Annotated in this window: 13 protein-coding genes and 2 tRNA genes; 6 read left to right on the top strand and 9 right to left on the bottom strand. The window is 56.1% G+C overall.

What is annotated here, in order from left to right:
- Positions 1-16: 16 nt before the first annotated feature.
- From PH5382_RS17885 to PH5382_RS17865, 5 genes are all read right to left on the bottom strand, one after another.
- On the bottom strand, positions 17-1,816 hold the full coding sequence (locus PH5382_RS17885; protein WP_058335754.1) for an FkbM family methyltransferase: 1,800 nt from the start codon (positions 1,814-1,816) through the stop codon (positions 17-19).
- Positions 1,817-1,971: 155 nt separating this feature from the next.
- The gene (locus PH5382_RS17880; RefSeq protein WP_058335753.1) at positions 1,972-2,769 is read right to left on the bottom strand and encodes an IclR family transcriptional regulator; all 798 of its coding nucleotides are present in this window, start codon (positions 2,767-2,769) and stop codon (positions 1,972-1,974) included.
- A gap of 10 nt (positions 2,770-2,779) precedes the next feature.
- The gene (locus PH5382_RS17875; RefSeq protein WP_058335752.1) at positions 2,780-4,138 is read right to left on the bottom strand and encodes a TRAP transporter large permease; all 1,359 of its coding nucleotides are present in this window, start codon (positions 4,136-4,138) and stop codon (positions 2,780-2,782) included.
- Entirely contained in the window at positions 4,138-4,806 is a 669-nt protein-coding gene (locus PH5382_RS17870) for a TRAP transporter small permease (protein ID WP_058335751.1), read from the bottom strand. The genes PH5382_RS17875 and PH5382_RS17870 overlap by 1 nt, the downstream gene beginning before the upstream one ends.
- Positions 4,807-4,916: 110 nt before the next feature.
- Entirely contained in the window at positions 4,917-6,149 is a 1,233-nt protein-coding gene (locus PH5382_RS17865; protein ID WP_058335750.1) for a TRAP transporter substrate-binding protein, read from the bottom strand.
- Positions 6,150-6,259: 110 nt separating this feature from the next.
- Here PH5382_RS17865 and PH5382_RS17860 point away from each other — a divergent pair, with 110 nt between their 5' ends.
- A complete protein-coding gene (locus tag PH5382_RS17860; protein WP_058335749.1) occupies positions 6,260-7,858 on the top strand; it encodes a GMC family oxidoreductase in 1,599 nt (532 codons plus the stop codon).
- A gap of 48 nt (positions 7,859-7,906) precedes the next feature.
- Here PH5382_RS17860 and PH5382_RS17855 read toward each other — a convergent pair whose 3' ends face one another.
- Genes PH5382_RS17855 through PH5382_RS17840 form a run of 4 tightly spaced genes read right to left on the bottom strand, consistent with a single transcriptional unit; the run spans position 7,907 to position 11,045 of the window.
- Entirely contained in the window at positions 7,907-9,013 is a 1,107-nt protein-coding gene (locus tag PH5382_RS17855; protein ID WP_058335748.1) for a 2Fe-2S iron-sulfur cluster-binding protein, read from the bottom strand.
- On the bottom strand, positions 9,010-10,185 hold the full coding sequence (locus PH5382_RS17850) for an aromatic ring-hydroxylating oxygenase subunit alpha (protein WP_231751929.1): 1,176 nt from the start codon (positions 10,183-10,185) through the stop codon (positions 9,010-9,012). Before PH5382_RS17850 ends, PH5382_RS17855 begins: the two co-directional genes overlap by 4 nt.
- A 9-nt stretch (positions 10,186-10,194) precedes the next feature.
- On the bottom strand, positions 10,195-10,458 hold the full coding sequence (locus tag PH5382_RS17845; RefSeq protein ID WP_058335747.1) for a hypothetical protein: 264 nt from the start codon (positions 10,456-10,458) through the stop codon (positions 10,195-10,197).
- Entirely contained in the window at positions 10,455-11,045 is a 591-nt protein-coding gene (locus tag PH5382_RS17840) for a TetR/AcrR family transcriptional regulator (RefSeq protein ID WP_156414962.1), read from the bottom strand. Before PH5382_RS17840 ends, PH5382_RS17845 begins: the two co-directional genes overlap by 4 nt.
- Positions 11,046-11,293: 248 nt before the next feature.
- Between PH5382_RS17840 and PH5382_RS17835 the strand changes: the two genes are divergently transcribed.
- From PH5382_RS17835 to PH5382_RS17820, 5 genes are all read left to right on the top strand, one after another.
- Positions 11,294-11,370 (top strand) — tRNA-Arg (locus tag PH5382_RS17835).
- A 475-nt stretch (positions 11,371-11,845) separates the two neighbouring features.
- On the top strand, positions 11,846-12,370 hold the full coding sequence (locus tag PH5382_RS19835) for a hypothetical protein (RefSeq protein ID WP_156414961.1): 525 nt from the start codon (positions 11,846-11,848) through the stop codon (positions 12,368-12,370).
- A tRNA-Ser gene (locus PH5382_RS17830) sits at positions 12,332-12,421 on the top strand. The genes PH5382_RS19835 and PH5382_RS17830 overlap by 39 nt, the downstream gene beginning before the upstream one ends.
- Positions 12,422-12,551: 130 nt before the next feature.
- Entirely contained in the window at positions 12,552-13,781 is a 1,230-nt protein-coding gene (locus tag PH5382_RS17825) for a tyrosine-type recombinase/integrase (protein ID WP_058335745.1), read from the top strand.
- A gap of 195 nt (positions 13,782-13,976) precedes the next feature.
- A partial coding sequence (locus PH5382_RS17820) for an AAA family ATPase (RefSeq protein ID WP_156414960.1) occupies positions 13,977-14,908 on the top strand: 932 nt, incomplete at its 3' end.

Raw genomic sequence — 14,908 nt, 5'->3', positions numbered from 1 at the left:
ATGCGCGACCGCAGTATCAGTCGTCCTTGGCCTCGGGGACTTCGGGGGACCAGATATTGTCGTGGATCCACTGCTTGCGCAGCTGAAACACCGGATCCCCTAGCAATTCGCTGATACGGTCTTGGTGTGCGGTGCAGCATTCTTCGTGGAGCGCAGCAAGAGTTTTATCCTTGAGAAGACGTTTGTACACCTTTTCAAAGCCCTTTCGCTGCCGCTCAAAGCTGGAAGTAAGATCACTGTTGCGATCCCTGTTGCGCCAATAGCGTTGCGAAACCATCTTGTCTTTTACCACGACATCACCACGAAACATCTTCACCAGATAAGAATGCAGTGAGCGCAGGGCAAAATGATCCAGCGAGACCAGATCATAGCTTCCCCGGACATCGATGCCGTTCTGCGTCGGGTCTTCGTGCAGGCTTTGCAACGGGCGCCCCGCCCCGTCCAGCCATGAAACGGGGCCTGTATCACTGTGCAGATCCGGGCGGTGGTTGCGAATATGTTTGAGCTTTTCCCCAAGCCGGACAATGGTTTTGACCCCGCGATGGGCGCGAAATTTACCGGGGCTTTCGCGCTGGTGCTTCGGGAACTGGTCGATCACAAAACCGGGTTCATACCCTTCGACATGATTGCTGCCATGGTTCAACTCGCTGATGGACAGAGCATCAAACGGGCCAGTCTTGGTCAGAAGATCAGACATCTGACCAGTGCCAAGGCGAATATTGATGAATTCATCCACATCCATGGAGATGTAGAAATCAGCGCGTGAAAACTCTGCCAGATACGGCGTATAGGCTAAGGCATAGGGTTGAAACGCCGGGCTCGCGCTGGCCAAGGCCGGGTTTGGCAAATGCCGCAGTTCTCCCATTTCATCTAGGCGCTGCAACAGCAGATGGGTGCCATCGGTGCAATCATTGGTGAAGATCACAAAATCCTGGATGCCGATGGATTTATGCCAGGCCAGCCATTCCAGAATAAACGGGCCTTCGTCCTTCATGCAGGTTGTCACCAGAAACCGGGCCGTCTGCGGATCCCAAGGCTTGTCCTGCAGGCCAGTCAGTTCCGGCTTTCCAGACTCAAAGGGCAAGGCCTGGGAGCGGGGTTTGGGCCGCTTCACTCCGCGATGATAGCAGTGCAAGGTCGATGTTTTATCAGGTCCATCCAATTTTTCAGGCATATCCAGGACCAGGCCCTGCGTCTTAAGGCTACGCGTTATGTCATCTAGGGCTTCGTTGCCGTAGATTTCAGGATGCACCGTCAGGAGCAGGCTGCGCACAGCTGACAGATCGATACCCTCAAACAACCCCAGCTCACCCCCAACAATATCGCAGATGATGACGGTGGGATTTGTCTCTTCAATCAACTCACCAATATTGAAGCAGGGCAAATGTTTACGTTTCGTGGTGGCCTGTGCATCCACCGCCAGCGATGAGGTGGCGAAATCCTCGCGCAGATAGAACGGTGTCCGTTTCTGGTGACTGGCAACAACAACCCCATTGCGCAGCGTGACATCCGAGACCCCGTTCAGGCGAAAAGTCTCGGTGATCAGGGGGATGAGTTGCGGATTGGCTTCCACCGCCGTCACGGTCTCAAGGTCTTCGACCTGCGCTACAACAGAAGAAATCAGGCCGATGCCCGCCCCCAACTCCAGAACCCGATCACCGGCACGCAGAGTCTTGCCAATGACCCGACAGATGCCGCCGCCGTAGCCCCCGCTCCGCATGAGTTCTTCAACCCGAGGCGTTACAACCTTCGGAGCCAGAGGAATTTTCACTCCGCTAATTTCAAGGACGTCTTCATAGGCTTTGGTGATGGACATTTCTGCACTGCTTTTTGTGGTTTTCACTATCCACCGGAGTGGGCCTGTTTACTTTTTGTTAACTATAGCCCTGAGGGAAATCAAAACTCAAGAAAACCGTCGTTTTCAGTCTCCGTTACACACCAGGAATATGCAGAGCGCTTTGGGTGCGCCTTCTAGGGCGCATCCGCCAGTTGGCCACTATAAAGAGTCGCCAGTTGTTCTGCCGCAGCCTGCAGCGGCTGCAAGAAATCAATGATCTGGGACAGGGAATGCCGCTGGGTTGGCGCATGTACCGAAAGCGTTGCCAGCAGACGGTCCTGCGGGTCCAGAACCGGAACGGCTATGGCGGCCATGCCGATCATGAATTCCTCATCGTCGGTGGAATAGCCCCGCGCGCGTGTCGCTTTCAACTCAGCCTGCAGGGCCTCGGTGGAGGTGATGGTTTTTTCTGTCTGTGCCTCAAGGGGACGCGCTGACAGCACGCCTTTCAAGGTCGCAGGGCGCAGGCTTGACAGATACATCTTGCCGCTTGCCGTGCAATGAAAGGGCACCTGGGTGCCAATCGGCAGTTGAATACGCAGCGGCCATTTGGTTTCGACCCGGTCAAGATAGGTCATGCCCTCGCGATCGGCGGTGGCCAGGTTGCAAGTCTCGCCGATTTCCTCGGCAACGCGGCGCAGGATAGCCAGTCGCGCCGTGCGCAGATGTTCCGACGACATTGTGTTGACGGCCAGGGCCCGCAGCCGCGGCCCCGGACCATAGGAGCGCCCATCAAGGTCACGCTGCAAAAACCCTTCGGCCTCGGCGGTTTGCAACAACCGGTGCAGTGTTGGTTTTGGCAGGCCCATCGCATCGACCAGTTGCGCCGGTTTGACGGCGACGCCCAGACGGGCCACCTCCTCCAGGATCAACAGCAGCCGTAGGTTTGTTGGGATCTGCGGATCTTTGGAAGAAGAACTATCGTCAGGCATTACATCACATTTATCTGTTGGGCAGCAAGATCAGGGCCAGATCCGGTACCAAAGACACCAGTATCCACACGCAGATCAACGCTGCAAGGTAAGGCACCGTATAGCGCAGCAAACGGAAGTATGGAACGCCCGTCACCCCGGATGCCACATAGAGATTGAGACCGTAGGGCGGCGTGATGAAGCCGATAGAGGCCCCCACAAGGAAGATCACCGAAAAATGGATCGGATCAATCCCCACCGAAGCGGCAATAGGTGCCAGGATCGGGGCCAGGATGATTGTCACCGGCAGACTTTCGAGCACCATGCCGGAAAAGAACACGATCACCATCGAGGTAAAAAGCACTGCGTAATAGCCGCCCATTGAGGTAACAAAATCGCCGATGGTCTGTTGCGCACCCAGCAGCGACAGGATCTGTTGCATCACCACCGAAATCGCAATCAGCGGTGCCAGAATGCCGGTAATCTGAGCAGAGCGCACCACCACCGACGGGATCTGCGGAATGGTGAAACCTTCGACGACCAGCATCTCGGCGTAGGTTTTCTCGCTTATCGGCTTGTCGCGTCGAGACCCCATTATGCGGTTGAGAGGATAGCTAACGAGACCGGCAATGACGCAAAAGCCCACGGTGACACCAGCCGCTTCGGTTGGAGAGAACTTACCTGTGTAAATACCCCAAAGCACCAGGCCGATGGCAAAAAAGCCGAGCCAGGCCCCAAAGGCGGTTTTCAGCACACGGGTCAGCTGCAGCGGGATCAGATGACCCCAGCCATTGATGCGGCAGATGATCCAGCAGGCCAGCTGCATGCCAATCACCATCAGGGCCCCGGGCAGAATGCCGGCTACAAACAGCTCTGAGATCGGCAGGTTCAGCAAGAAGCCATAGACGATAAAGATGATCGAAGGCGGGATGATAATCCCGACTGTGCCGCCCGCCGCCGCCGTGGCCGCCGAAAAGCGCTCGTCGTAGCCGCCCTTGACCATTTCCGGGTGCAGCATGGACCCGATGGTGGCTGTGGTCGCTGAGTTAGAGCCCGAAATGGCCGCGAACAACCCGCAGGCCCCAAGCGATGCCATGGCAAGCCCGCCCCTGAGCCATCCCAGACAGGCATAGGCGAAATCAGATAATCGCCGCGCAATGCCAGATTGATTGATCAGATCCCCGGTCAATATGAACAGCGGCATCGCAAGCAGGGCAAAGCCCTTGTTGAAGACGTTCAAAAGCTCAGCGCCCATGTTGTCGAGCGTCAGCCCAAGCACAAAGGAGCAACCGATCACCCAATAGGCAATCACCAGTAGAACCGGCACGCCCAGCATGAACAAAAACGTGACCCCAAGCGAGATCAGTGTGACCCAAGACCCATCAGTCATTATATGTCTCCTCCGATCACAGCCTGTTTGATCAGCGGCGCGCCAGAGCGCCAATTGGCAAAGTCTTCAATCAGGTTTTCAAAAACCCGCGCCACCATCAGCACAAAAGACAAAGGCGCGGTGATCAGAAACCACCACTGCATGACATTGTCGGTGCCCAGCACGATCTGAAAGTTCGAAGCCGACAGCGCCGTCATCCGCGAGGTGGTGACCAGCACGATGACCGCAAAGATGAACCAGAGCACCGCATCCAGAATGAGACAGGCCATTTGTCCCCGACGTGGCATCACCGTGCGAAACTCGGCAAAACTAAGGTGCGTTCTGAGACGCACGTTAAAGGCTGCTCCAAACCAGGCCATGATCATGAACAGCAGCGGCGGAATGGTTGTCGACCAGGGTTGCTGATTGGAAAAAATGAACCGGTCAATGACACCCCAGAAGATGATAAAAGCAATCGCCAGATAGCTGTAGACCATGATGGTCCGCTCCAGATGCCGGTCCAGCAAGGGCAGCAGCTTGTAAATCCACAGCATCACCAATCCGGCCAGTGCCGTCGCTATGGTGCCAAAGACCCAGGCGCCCTCGGATTTGAGAGCATTGCGGATTTCCCAGCTGTCTTGTGATGCAAATGCACGAAAAATATCACTGATCTCTGACCAGAGTGCCATGTCTTCCTCCCTGATGTCCGCCGGGCTGTTCCGGTCTTTACGGACAAGCAGATCGGCGCATCATCGCGCGCCGACCTTTTATTGTTTCTACCTGAAAGGGTATCGCGCGTTCAGGATTTCCACCAGCGCCGGGGCTCGACGTTCTCCGGCTTCATGTCTTTGGGGACTTGCCGCGCGATGTCGTAGATCTCCTGATAGGTATCAATGCCACCGGCCCAACCGTTCAGGCGTTCGCGCCACTGCTCCCAGAGCTGCGGCTGGAACTCGGGCGAGCACATTTCCTCGGCCATTTTGATCTGGTCGTCCGCCAAGAAAGCATTGCGCACGTTATTTTCGGCAAAAATGGTCCCCGGCATCTGCGGGTCCGAATGGCCGACCGTCTTGACCAGTGCGGCCTCGTTCGCCGCCTGCACATGGGTCTGGGCCCAATAGGCGCTCTCCATCACCGCATCCTGCAGATAGCCTTCAAGACTGTCAAAGACCGAAGCGCTCATCGAGGTATGCTCGGTACCACAGAAGAATTTCAGATCTACCGACTGGCTGACCACAGGCGACATATTGGCGTAGGCCACAGCCGAGGCCCAGGTTTCAGCCCCATCAATCAGACCCTGCTTAAGCCCATCCAGGGTTTCTTCCCAGGCAACGGGCACTGGGTTGAGGTTCAGCGCCTGCATGGCAATCCGGCCCAGCTGAGTGCCCGTTACGCGGTTTTTGGTGCCAAACAGCTGCTCCAGCTTGGTCACGGTTGGCTTGTCTTCCCAGCCAAGACCCAGCTGAATGCCGCGCAGCTCACAATGACTGAACAGGAACTTCAGCCCGTGCCGTTTTTCCAGTGGATCGCGCAGGATACGCTGGGATTCAGGGCTATAGAGGAAATGATACTGCGACGCCCGGCCGGGGAACATATAGGCGTAGTCGAGCACGTTCAGATAGGGTGCGCCGCCGGCGGAGTTCTGCGTCGAAGCCGCATAGATATCAACGATGCCTTGCTGGGTTTTCTCAACGCAAGAGGTCTGACCACAGATCTGGTTATTGCCAATGAATTCAATACGGATCTCCCCATCCGTGCGACTTTCCAGATCGCGGGCAAATTCCAAGGCCCCTGCCCGTTCAATCAGCAGGTTCTGCGCATTAAAACCAGCCGCACCAAACTTAAGCGTGTGCTTAGCGGGCTTTGAAAACCGCTTGTCATAGGTCGACTCGGCAGCCGAGGCGAGATTGGCCAGGCTCATGGCTCCTCCAAAGCCACCCGCCGCCAAAAGCGTCGAACTCATGCCATAGCGGCCAGCAACCCGAAACAGGTCTCGCCGCGAGATAAAATTGAGATTCTCCTTGAGTCCCATAGTCTTCCTCCCTAAGTGAGCATTATTGAGACGTTTCATCTCAAAAAAAGCTAGTCTAATTCATGCAATTTGCATAGAGTTTTTTTCGACGCCAACTGGAGGGACGAGTTTTGGAGGCTGATTTCATCATTATCGGAGCAGGGTCTGCGGGCTGTGTTATTGCCAATCGTCTCAGTGCGGACCCGACCAAAAAGGTCGTCCTGCTTGAGGCCGGCGGCAAGGACACAAATCCCTGGATCCATGTGCCGGTCGGCTATTTCAAAACCATTCACAACCCCAAGGTAGACTGGTGCTACAAGACCGAACCGGACCCCGGATTGAACGGCAGATCCATAGAATGGCCGCGCGGCAAGGTGCTAGGTGGATCATCCTCGTTAAACGGGTTGCTCTATGTGCGCGGCCAAAGCCAGGACTATGATCGCTGGCGCCAGATGGGCAACCAGGGCTGGGGCTGGGATGACGTGTTGCCACTGTTCAAACGATCAGAAAACAACGAACGCGGCGGCGACGCCTTTCACGGCGACCGGGGGCCTCTTTCGGTCTCAAATATGCGCATCCAGCGCCCGATAACTGATGCCTGGGTCGCAGCCGCACAGGCGGCAGGCTACAAATTCAACCCCGACTACAATGGCCCCGACCAAGAGGGCGTCGGCTTTTTCCAGCTTACCGCGCGCAATGGGCGCCGCTGCTCTTCGGCGGTAGCCTTTTTGAACCCGGTGAAGGCCCGCCCAAATCTGCAGATCATCACCCACGCGCATGTGCAACGCATTGTAATAGAAGGCAAGCGCGCCACAGCCGTCCGCTACACGGATCGCAGTGGCGAGGTGCAGACACTCAAGGCAAGCCGAGAGATCATCTTGTCGGGCGGCGCCATCAACTCTCCGCAATTGCTGATGCTGTCCGGCATTGGCGCGGCCGAACACCTGGTCGAAAACGGCATCGAGGTGATCGCCAATCTGTCCGGTGTCGGCAAGAATATGCAGGACCACCTGCAGGCGCGGCTGGTCTATAAATGTAACGAGCCGACCCTGAATGATGAGGTCAGCTCGCTTTTTGGGCAGGCAAAGATCGGCTTGAAGTATCTGATGTTCCGGGCCGGGCCGATGACAATGGCCGCTAGTCTCGCGACCGGTTTTTTGAAAACGCGACCGGATCTGGAAACTCCGGATATCCAGTTCCATGTACAGCCTTTGTCAGCCGAGAACCCCGGCAAAGGCGCGGATAGGTTTTCGGCCTTCACGATGTCCGTCTGCCAGCTGCGCCCGGAATCGCGCGGCGAAATTCGCCTGCGCTCTGCCGATCCCAAAGACTACCCCCGGATCATTCCAAACTACCTTTCGACGGAAACCGACTGCCGCACCATCGTGGCAGGAGTGAATATTGCCCGCAGCATCGCCCGCCACGCCCCGCTTACTGCCAAAATCTCCGAGGAATTCCGCCCCCATGCCAGCCTCGACATCGACGACTATGAAGCCACGCTGGACTGGGCACGCAACAATACGGCCTCTATTTACCACCCGACAGGCACCTGCAAGATGGGACAGTCTGCAGATGCCGTGGTCGGCGCGGATCTCTGCGTTCACGGGATCGGGGGCTTGCGGGTTGCCGATTGTTCGATCATGCCAGAAATCGTCAGCGGCAACACCAATGCGCCCGCCATCATGATCGGCGAAAAGGCCAGCGAGCTGATTTTACAGGCCCATCCCTAAGTCTAAACATGAGACCCAGAGGAAGCCTCGGAGCAAAGCAACACCGCCCTAGCCCTCAAAGCAGACGTCAATCTGGTCAGCGAGCGCAACACTTTGGCAGGTAAGGATAACCCCTTGCTCGATCTCCTCCTCCTGCAAGGCCATGTGGGCACGCATGTGCACCTCGCCCTGGGTCAACCTGGCCTTACAGGCACCACAGACCCCCGACTGGCAGTGGAAAGGAGGAGACAAACCCGCCGCACGGGCCGCCTCCAGCAAGGTCTGCTCAGCTGCAATAGCCAAATCCTGTGTCCTGCCATTCAAGGTGACCCTGGCCGTCGCAGCCACACCGGTCACACTGGTGTCCTGCTGCGTGCCTGCGCCGAAGTTTTCCAGATGAATGCGCGACCGGGGCACGTCCAAAGCCATCAGTGCTGATGTAACATCTGCATTCATACGCCCGGGTCCACAGATCCAATACTGCACATCCTGTGCCACTGGCGGTGTTTCGGTCAGGGCGGCCTTGATAGCGGCCGCATCGACGCGGCCCTGCCGCCATGGCGTCAGCCAGTGCCACATTGACGGCTCGGAAAGAACATGGCGTAGCGTGAAACGGCCTGGATAAATCTGTGCAAGCTCCTCCAGCTGCTGGCGAAACAGAATGCTACCGGCATCGCTGTTGCCATAAATCAAATGCGCCGTGGAATATGGTTCTGCCGTCAGCATCTCATTGATCATGGCAAAAAGCGGGGTAATGCCGCTGCCCGCACCAAAGAAATAATGTGTTCGCCGCAACCGCCTGTCGGCGACCAGTTCAAAATTACCCGACGGCGGCATCACCTCCACCCGGTCCCCAACCACGAGCTTGTCACAGATATAGGCCGACACACCTCCCTGACTGGCGCGCTTGACCGTGACCCGCAATGGCTGTCCCGGAGGATTGGAGATTGTGTAGCACCGGCGTATTTTCTGTCCGTCGACGACGAGCTGCAGTGTCAGGTGTTGACCTGCTGACCAGACGAAGCAGGGTGCCAGGTCCGGCGGCACCTCAAAGCTGACGCTGGCAGCATCGCCGTCTATCTCACGTTCGAGACTCACCACCGTCAAAACGTGAAAGCCGTCCCCCTCCTGGGTTGGCCGTACCGGAGCTGTCGCCGGGATACGTTCGAACGTCATTGTTTTGTCTCTCCGAGCGCATTCAGAACCGCCTGCTGATGGCGCAGGATCGGGCTTTCGCCCTGCGATGCTGGCCCAATTTCCAGATAGGGGCTGGTCAGGGACTTCTGCTGCTGCTCGCAGGCATAGACGTCTTCCGCCGTGAAGTCTCCGGACGCCATCGGATCCTCGCTCCCTGTCACGTCATCACCCTGATATTTTGCCCCACCAAAGTCTTTCCAGAACCCACTGCTCTTCCAGAGTTGTTTCTGGAATTGCCAGGCAGACGCGTTTGCCAGCTTGGTGCGATTTTCGATCCGGGTCAGATCCGGAGCCAGGGGAGTGATGACAAAAATACTCCAGCTGTCTTCACTGGCACCCAGCCCAATACCGGGAAACAGCATCGGCACCCAGGCCCCGACATGCGGCTCCGGGATCACCCGCGGCGTCGGCAGATTGCTCTCCAACGCCTTGGCGTAGTCTGCCGCCGGAGGCTCCCAGAAATGATAATGCGGCCCCTTCCAGCCAAATTCGGCACGAGCGTGGTCATACATATGCAGGGTATTCGAATGCAGATGGCTCAGATGGTAGACGTCAATGTAGTTCTCGACCACGATCTTCCAGTTCGCCTTGATCTCGTAAGTTCGGCGCGCCTCCGGGTATTCGACCAATTCCTGCGGCTGATGCGGCCCCAGCAAGGGATCCACCTCACCGAACCATTCAGCCAGACTGGGTGGTGTGGGATCCGGGTGCACAAAAATCATGCCCCGCCATACATCAACCGCAGCCGGCTTCAGGCCCAGGCAGCTCTTGTCGATACCATCCGGATATTCTTTCGCCTCATCCGGCACCGAAATCAGATTGCCCTCAAGATCATAGGTCCAGTCGTGATAGGGACAGGTCAGCGCCTTTTGTGTTTTCCCAACAGCGCGGATCAACTGGGTGCCGCGATGACGACAGATATTGTGAAAGGCGCGCAGACGGTGATCGCGCCCCATCACGACAAAAAGATTGTTCAACCCCGCCTGCACCGCGAGGAAATGCCCCGGTTCCGGGATATCTTCAACCAGCCCGGCATAGCGCCATGTACGCGAAAAGATCTGGCGTTGTTCGTGATCAAACCAGTCCTGCGCGGTATAGGCATCGACAGGCAGGAGGTGGTACATCGGCGTTTTGATATCCAAAGGTGTCATGGCGACCTCTCATACAAGCCAGATTGAATAGGCGGGAAAAAGACTGGCAGCGATCATCATGGCCCCAAAAAGCGCCCATATGATCACCACCGCCCAAAACAGGACGGGATCTTCATCGCGTTGAATGTCAAAAACCAGTGCCGTTTGCCCGGTCATGACAGAGGGCACCAGCCACCACAAAAACAGCAGTCCCCAAAGCCAGTAGTACCCCAGGACGGCTCCCGCCAGCAGCACAGGCAAGGCAAGATAGTTGATCAGTCTTGTACGGCTCACTGGTCCACCTCCAGACTGGCGGCAAGAAGGGTCGCCGCCTGTTTCAATTCTGTGCGCCATTCGACGGGCGGGCACAGCGGTGACATGGCATCAAGCCCCATGTAAGGCGCTGCAATCCCCTGGGCTACGACACGGATCCGGCCGCCATCTACCCCTGGGGCAACACGCTGCAATGCGTCAGCAATCACACCAAGAAACCGCGCAAGGCTCTCCAACAAAGGATTGCGCATCTCCGGGTGATCAGAAACCGAGGCCGTGAGGGCCTGCCAGGCAAGCATTAGGCGCGGATCACTTGCCGCACCCTTTGAAAAGATCAGCTCAACCAACTCCACCGGAGTGCTGATCTCTGCAAAGGCCACGGCAAGAGCTTCGGTCGACGCGGCAAAGCTTTCGTCCACATAGGTGGTCAGCGCCGATATCATCTGTTCCTTGTTTCCAAGATAGTGCCTCAGCAAAGGGCGCTTCACTCCTGCCTCCGCAGCAATACGTTCCTGGGTTGCTCCTTCAAGCCCAAACCGGGCCACACAAGTCAGGTAGGCATCAAGGATTTGCTCAGATCGCTGGTCTTTTAGGCTGGGTCGGGACATGGCGGCCTCGTTTATTGTCATAGCTGACAAATAACTCTCAGTCAAAAATTGTCAAGTGTGACAACAAACATTTCCCCGATCACCGATCGCAGCACAAAAGTTCCCTAAAAAGTCGCCACCGGACTACCTCCCCGCGCGGCGACTTTTGTGTAAAACCATCCCGGGAAATTGTTTTCGCAAAAAGCTGTGTTGAGCCCCCTGATTTAGGTTGCATCTCCCCAGCAGGAACCTTAAACCCCGCGCTTAGTGGACCGATAGCTCAGCTGGATAGAGTACCTGACTACGAATCAGGGGGTCGGGGGTTCGAATCCTCCTCGGTCCGCCACTTCCCCCCCTGTAAAACCACAGAGATGTTTGACTTTTCCATCGCAACATTGACCCAAACGCCTGCTGAGCCCAACTAAGTCACTCCTTCCCGGCTACAAGAGATCCGTGTCACGGATCTGATGACAGGAACCGACCTTGTCGTCTTTTGTTGACCCGTGAAAGGCTTGGAGTCACCTCATGGCCGATATCGTCGCGCATGACGTTCGAGCTCGTATGACGTTGTGTATGATTGTTGGAATATCTGAGAAAACAGTTGTCGGATTCTTGCCAAAGAACGGTGCCGGTGACTTCCCGGTCGTTCCGAATTCGGTTCCGCAAATATTTCAAACTCTTAGTCATTCTGGTTAGAAGTACAGATCAGATTTCCTGGTATTGGAAAACGAGCATGGCGTAGCCAAAGCTGGGTGCGACCAGCCTCCTCTAGGGTCCAGACATCCTGCCATCGATATCGTTTCGGGCCCGTGGATGTCGGCATGACTGATCTGGCATTGAGAAATGCCCTATGCTGCTTCTCTGGCTTCACTCCAGTACAGGGCGGTTTCTCTGACCTTGGCAGCAGATGGGGAAAGGCGCTGGTCTATCGCAGCATTGCCTTTGCTGGAGCAATGCTGGTGTTCACCGCAAACTGGTCGGGCACAGCCTTCACAGGGGGGATTGTGATTTGGTGTGCTGCTCTTCATGCCCGCCCCTCCGGTCAGAGCGGAGTTGGGTTCTTTCAGGCTGAGGCGGAAACGACTTCCCCCTTTTCTTCTGGGTCACCGCCCAAAGGTGATTCAGCGCAGGCGAGCCAAGCCAGTAGGTGTTATCGGCATAAAGAATTGACCGAACCTTGCCGAAAGCTGACCTCCACCTGCTCGATTTGGAGCGATTCCAAGGGTTTCAGGCCTCTCAAAGAAAAATCGCAAATCATTGAAAATTGGCCTTGTATATCCGCCGCTTGCACGGATATACCCGTCAGCGGAGACGTGGCCGAGTGGTCGAAGGCGCTCCCCTGCTAAGGGAGTAGGCCCGGAAGGGTCTCGAGGGTTCGAATCCCTTCGTCTCCGCCATTACCCCAATTTATGGCGTATTTTCAGAACTGAGCAACCGCTCAGGCTTTGAAATTGCTTGATTTTTCCCATTCGTTGGATCCAGTGTGGATGCGATTATTGTGGGGTGAATTGTGGGGGGGGGGGAGATTTGAGCACTTCAGGTGATGGCAAAGGCGCGCCGGGCGGCAAGGCGAAGGGGCGTCATTTTGAACGACGACTCAAAGCTTCTATGATCAAGAAGGCACCGCCAGGAAGGCACACCGATGGGGGTGGGCTGTATCTTGTTGTTGATCCTTCCGGCGCAAGCCGCTGGTTGCTGCGAATAACTGTGCAAGGGCGGCGGCGTGATTTTGGCCTTGGTTCGACCTCAGTGGTGAGCTTGGAGACAGCCAGGCAAAAAGCGGACGAGTTCCGAAAGATGGCGCGTGGTGGTGGTGATCCAATAGAGCAGACCGAGACATCAGCAAAGCTTTTCATCACATTTGACGAGCTGGCTGAGCGCGTTCATCAGGAATGGATCATTCCGAAGAGCAGCAACGGAAAGCATGTCGATCAGTGGATCAACACGCTTCGGACTTATGCTTCACCTGTCATCGGAAAAAAGCCAGTGCATCTGATTTCGCGGGCGGACATCTTCACCATCCTCAATCCGATCTGGAAGGCCAAGCACGAAACTGCCCGCCGGGTTCGGCAAAGAATGGGGGTAGTCTTTGACTATGCGCTCGAAACAGAAATCAGGACTGATGGGAACCCTGTAGCGGATGTTCTAAAAAATCGAAGGAACGAGGCCCCCAAGGTTCAGCATTTCAAAGCCGCCGATTGGTTGGAAGCCGCGTCGATCTTTGATGAATTCAAGGCAAAGGAAGAGGTTGGCGCGTTGGCGCTGTGCTTCACTATTGCCACTGCGGTCCGTTCGGGAGCGGTGCGAAAAGCGCGTTGGAATGAGATCGACGAATGCAAGTTTGTTTGGGACATTCCTGAAGGCCACATGAAAACCCGTGAAGCCTTTTCGGTGCCGCTGAGCATCCAGGCGCAACTGCTCTTGGAACGAGCCGAGAAATTCAAGACTGGCCCCGACAGCCTCATTTTCCCTTCCCCCGCCAGACCTGACAAAATGTTGTCAGAAAACACCATGCGAAAGGTCCTACAGACAAGCCGACCTGGGTTGACGGTGCATGGATTTAGAACTTCGTTTCGTCAGTTCGCGGAGGAGCAGACGAAGTTCTCGCGGGAGGTGAAGGAGTATTCTCTTGCGCATGATGTGGGGAGCAAAGTCGAGCGCGCCTATAATCGTGGCGACTATTTCGAGGCGCGTTCCGAGTTGATGGAGCTGTGGGGCAAGGCTCTTGCTGAAGCTGGCGTGCTGCCTCCTCAGTAGTAGCGTTTCCTTGGATTGCATCTGTTGCTGTTCGGGCGGACTGGACGCCTCCCATAAAGGGAGGGCGTCCAGTCCGTCCAAAAAAATATTCTTGTTTTGTTTTGGTCCGGACAAAAGCGGACCCAATTACTTTTTGGCCGCCGGGAAAACCTAACCGCAGGCCGCCAAGAAGCAACGAACATTGAGGTAAATATAGTGAAGCTCCTGGAAGATACCAACTCGAACTGCCGTATTCCGGCTCCATCATTTCAAGATCGTCAATCCGTTTTGGTCAATCAGTTCACACCTGATCTGAACCGCTCTTACATAGTGAAGGGTTTGCTCCTGGCTCGGCAAGTTGGATTGCTGGCAGGGCCGTCAAACATGGGGAAGTCGGCCATCATCGCTTGCTATGCTTCGAAAGTGGCGATGGGCCATGAAGTTGGCGGAATGCGCGTGAAACGATCTGCGGTGATTTATGTTGCCGCCGAGGATGCAGAAGGAATCTCGGAAAGGGCATACCCACACATGAATTTTGCCCCGGCAGGGACGGCCCCCTTCGAAGTCTTCGATATGGCGCTGGATATGCAGGACCAAAGCGAGGTTGATGAGTTTGGCGAATACGCCACAGCGTTTCGCAAACACTGGGGTTGCGATGGGCTGTTGATCATCATCGACACGCTCAACCTGAGTATCGGCGACGGAGATGAGAACTCAGCCCGTGATACGAGCCGAGTCATTGGGAACGCGCAGCGGTTGGCGAAAGCAACAGGCGCGCATGTGCTGTTTATTCACCATGTTGGCACGAGCGACAGCGGTCGTCCTCGTGGCTCCTCTGCGCTGACTGCAAACATCGACACGCTGCTCACCCTGCAACCGGCTGAAGGTGCTGGTTCTGAAAACGCAGTGTTCATTGTTCAGAAAAAGCAGAGAAGTATCCCGAAGGGTGCACCAGTCGCGTTTCGGATCGAGCCATACGAGGTCGGTTCTGATGGCGATGGTGATTTGGTTTCGGTCCCCATGGCCGTCCCGCTTTCACCAAGTTCTTCTTTGACCCGGCTTTGTTGCACAAATCGGGTGAGGGATTCATTTCGTGAATCCAGCATGGTAGCTGGAGTATATGAGCAGTTGGGCCCCTACGAAGTACA

Source organism: Phaeobacter sp. CECT 5382 (assembly GCF_001457775.1).
Lineage (GTDB): Bacteria > Pseudomonadota > Alphaproteobacteria > Rhodobacterales > Rhodobacteraceae > Pseudophaeobacter.
The sequence above is the reverse complement of the archived record's forward strand: the minus strand, read 5'-3'. Positions and strand labels throughout refer to the sequence as shown.

Bases quoted from the DNA above. Each gene is read 5' to 3' on its own strand.
- PH5382_RS17865 (WP_058335750.1), bottom strand. From the start codon at position 6,149: ATGGGACTCAAGGAGAATCTCAATTTTATCTCGCGGCGAGACCTGTTT.
- PH5382_RS17880 (WP_058335753.1), bottom strand. From the start codon at position 2,769: ATGCCTGACGATAGTTCTTCTTCCAAAGATCCGCAGATCCCAACAAAC.
- PH5382_RS17885 (WP_058335754.1), bottom strand. From the start codon at position 1,816: ATGTCCATCACCAAAGCCTATGAAGACGTCCTTGAAATTAGCGGAGTG.
- PH5382_RS17875 (WP_058335752.1), bottom strand. From the start codon at position 4,138: ATGACTGATGGGTCTTGGGTCACACTGATCTCGCTTGGGGTCACGTTT.
- PH5382_RS17840 (WP_156414962.1), bottom strand. From the start codon at position 11,045: ATGTCCCGACCCAGCCTAAAAGACCAGCGATCTGAGCAAATCCTTGAT.
- PH5382_RS17855 (WP_058335748.1), bottom strand. From the start codon at position 9,013: ATGACGTTCGAACGTATCCCGGCGACAGCTCCGGTACGGCCAACCCAG.
- PH5382_RS17870 (WP_058335751.1), bottom strand. From the start codon at position 4,806: ATGGCACTCTGGTCAGAGATCAGTGATATTTTTCGTGCATTTGCATCA.
- PH5382_RS19835 (WP_156414961.1), top strand. From the start codon at position 11,846: ATGACTGATCTGGCATTGAGAAATGCCCTATGCTGCTTCTCTGGCTTC.
- PH5382_RS17850 (WP_231751929.1), bottom strand. From the start codon at position 10,185: ATGACACCTTTGGATATCAAAACGCCGATGTACCACCTCCTGCCTGTC.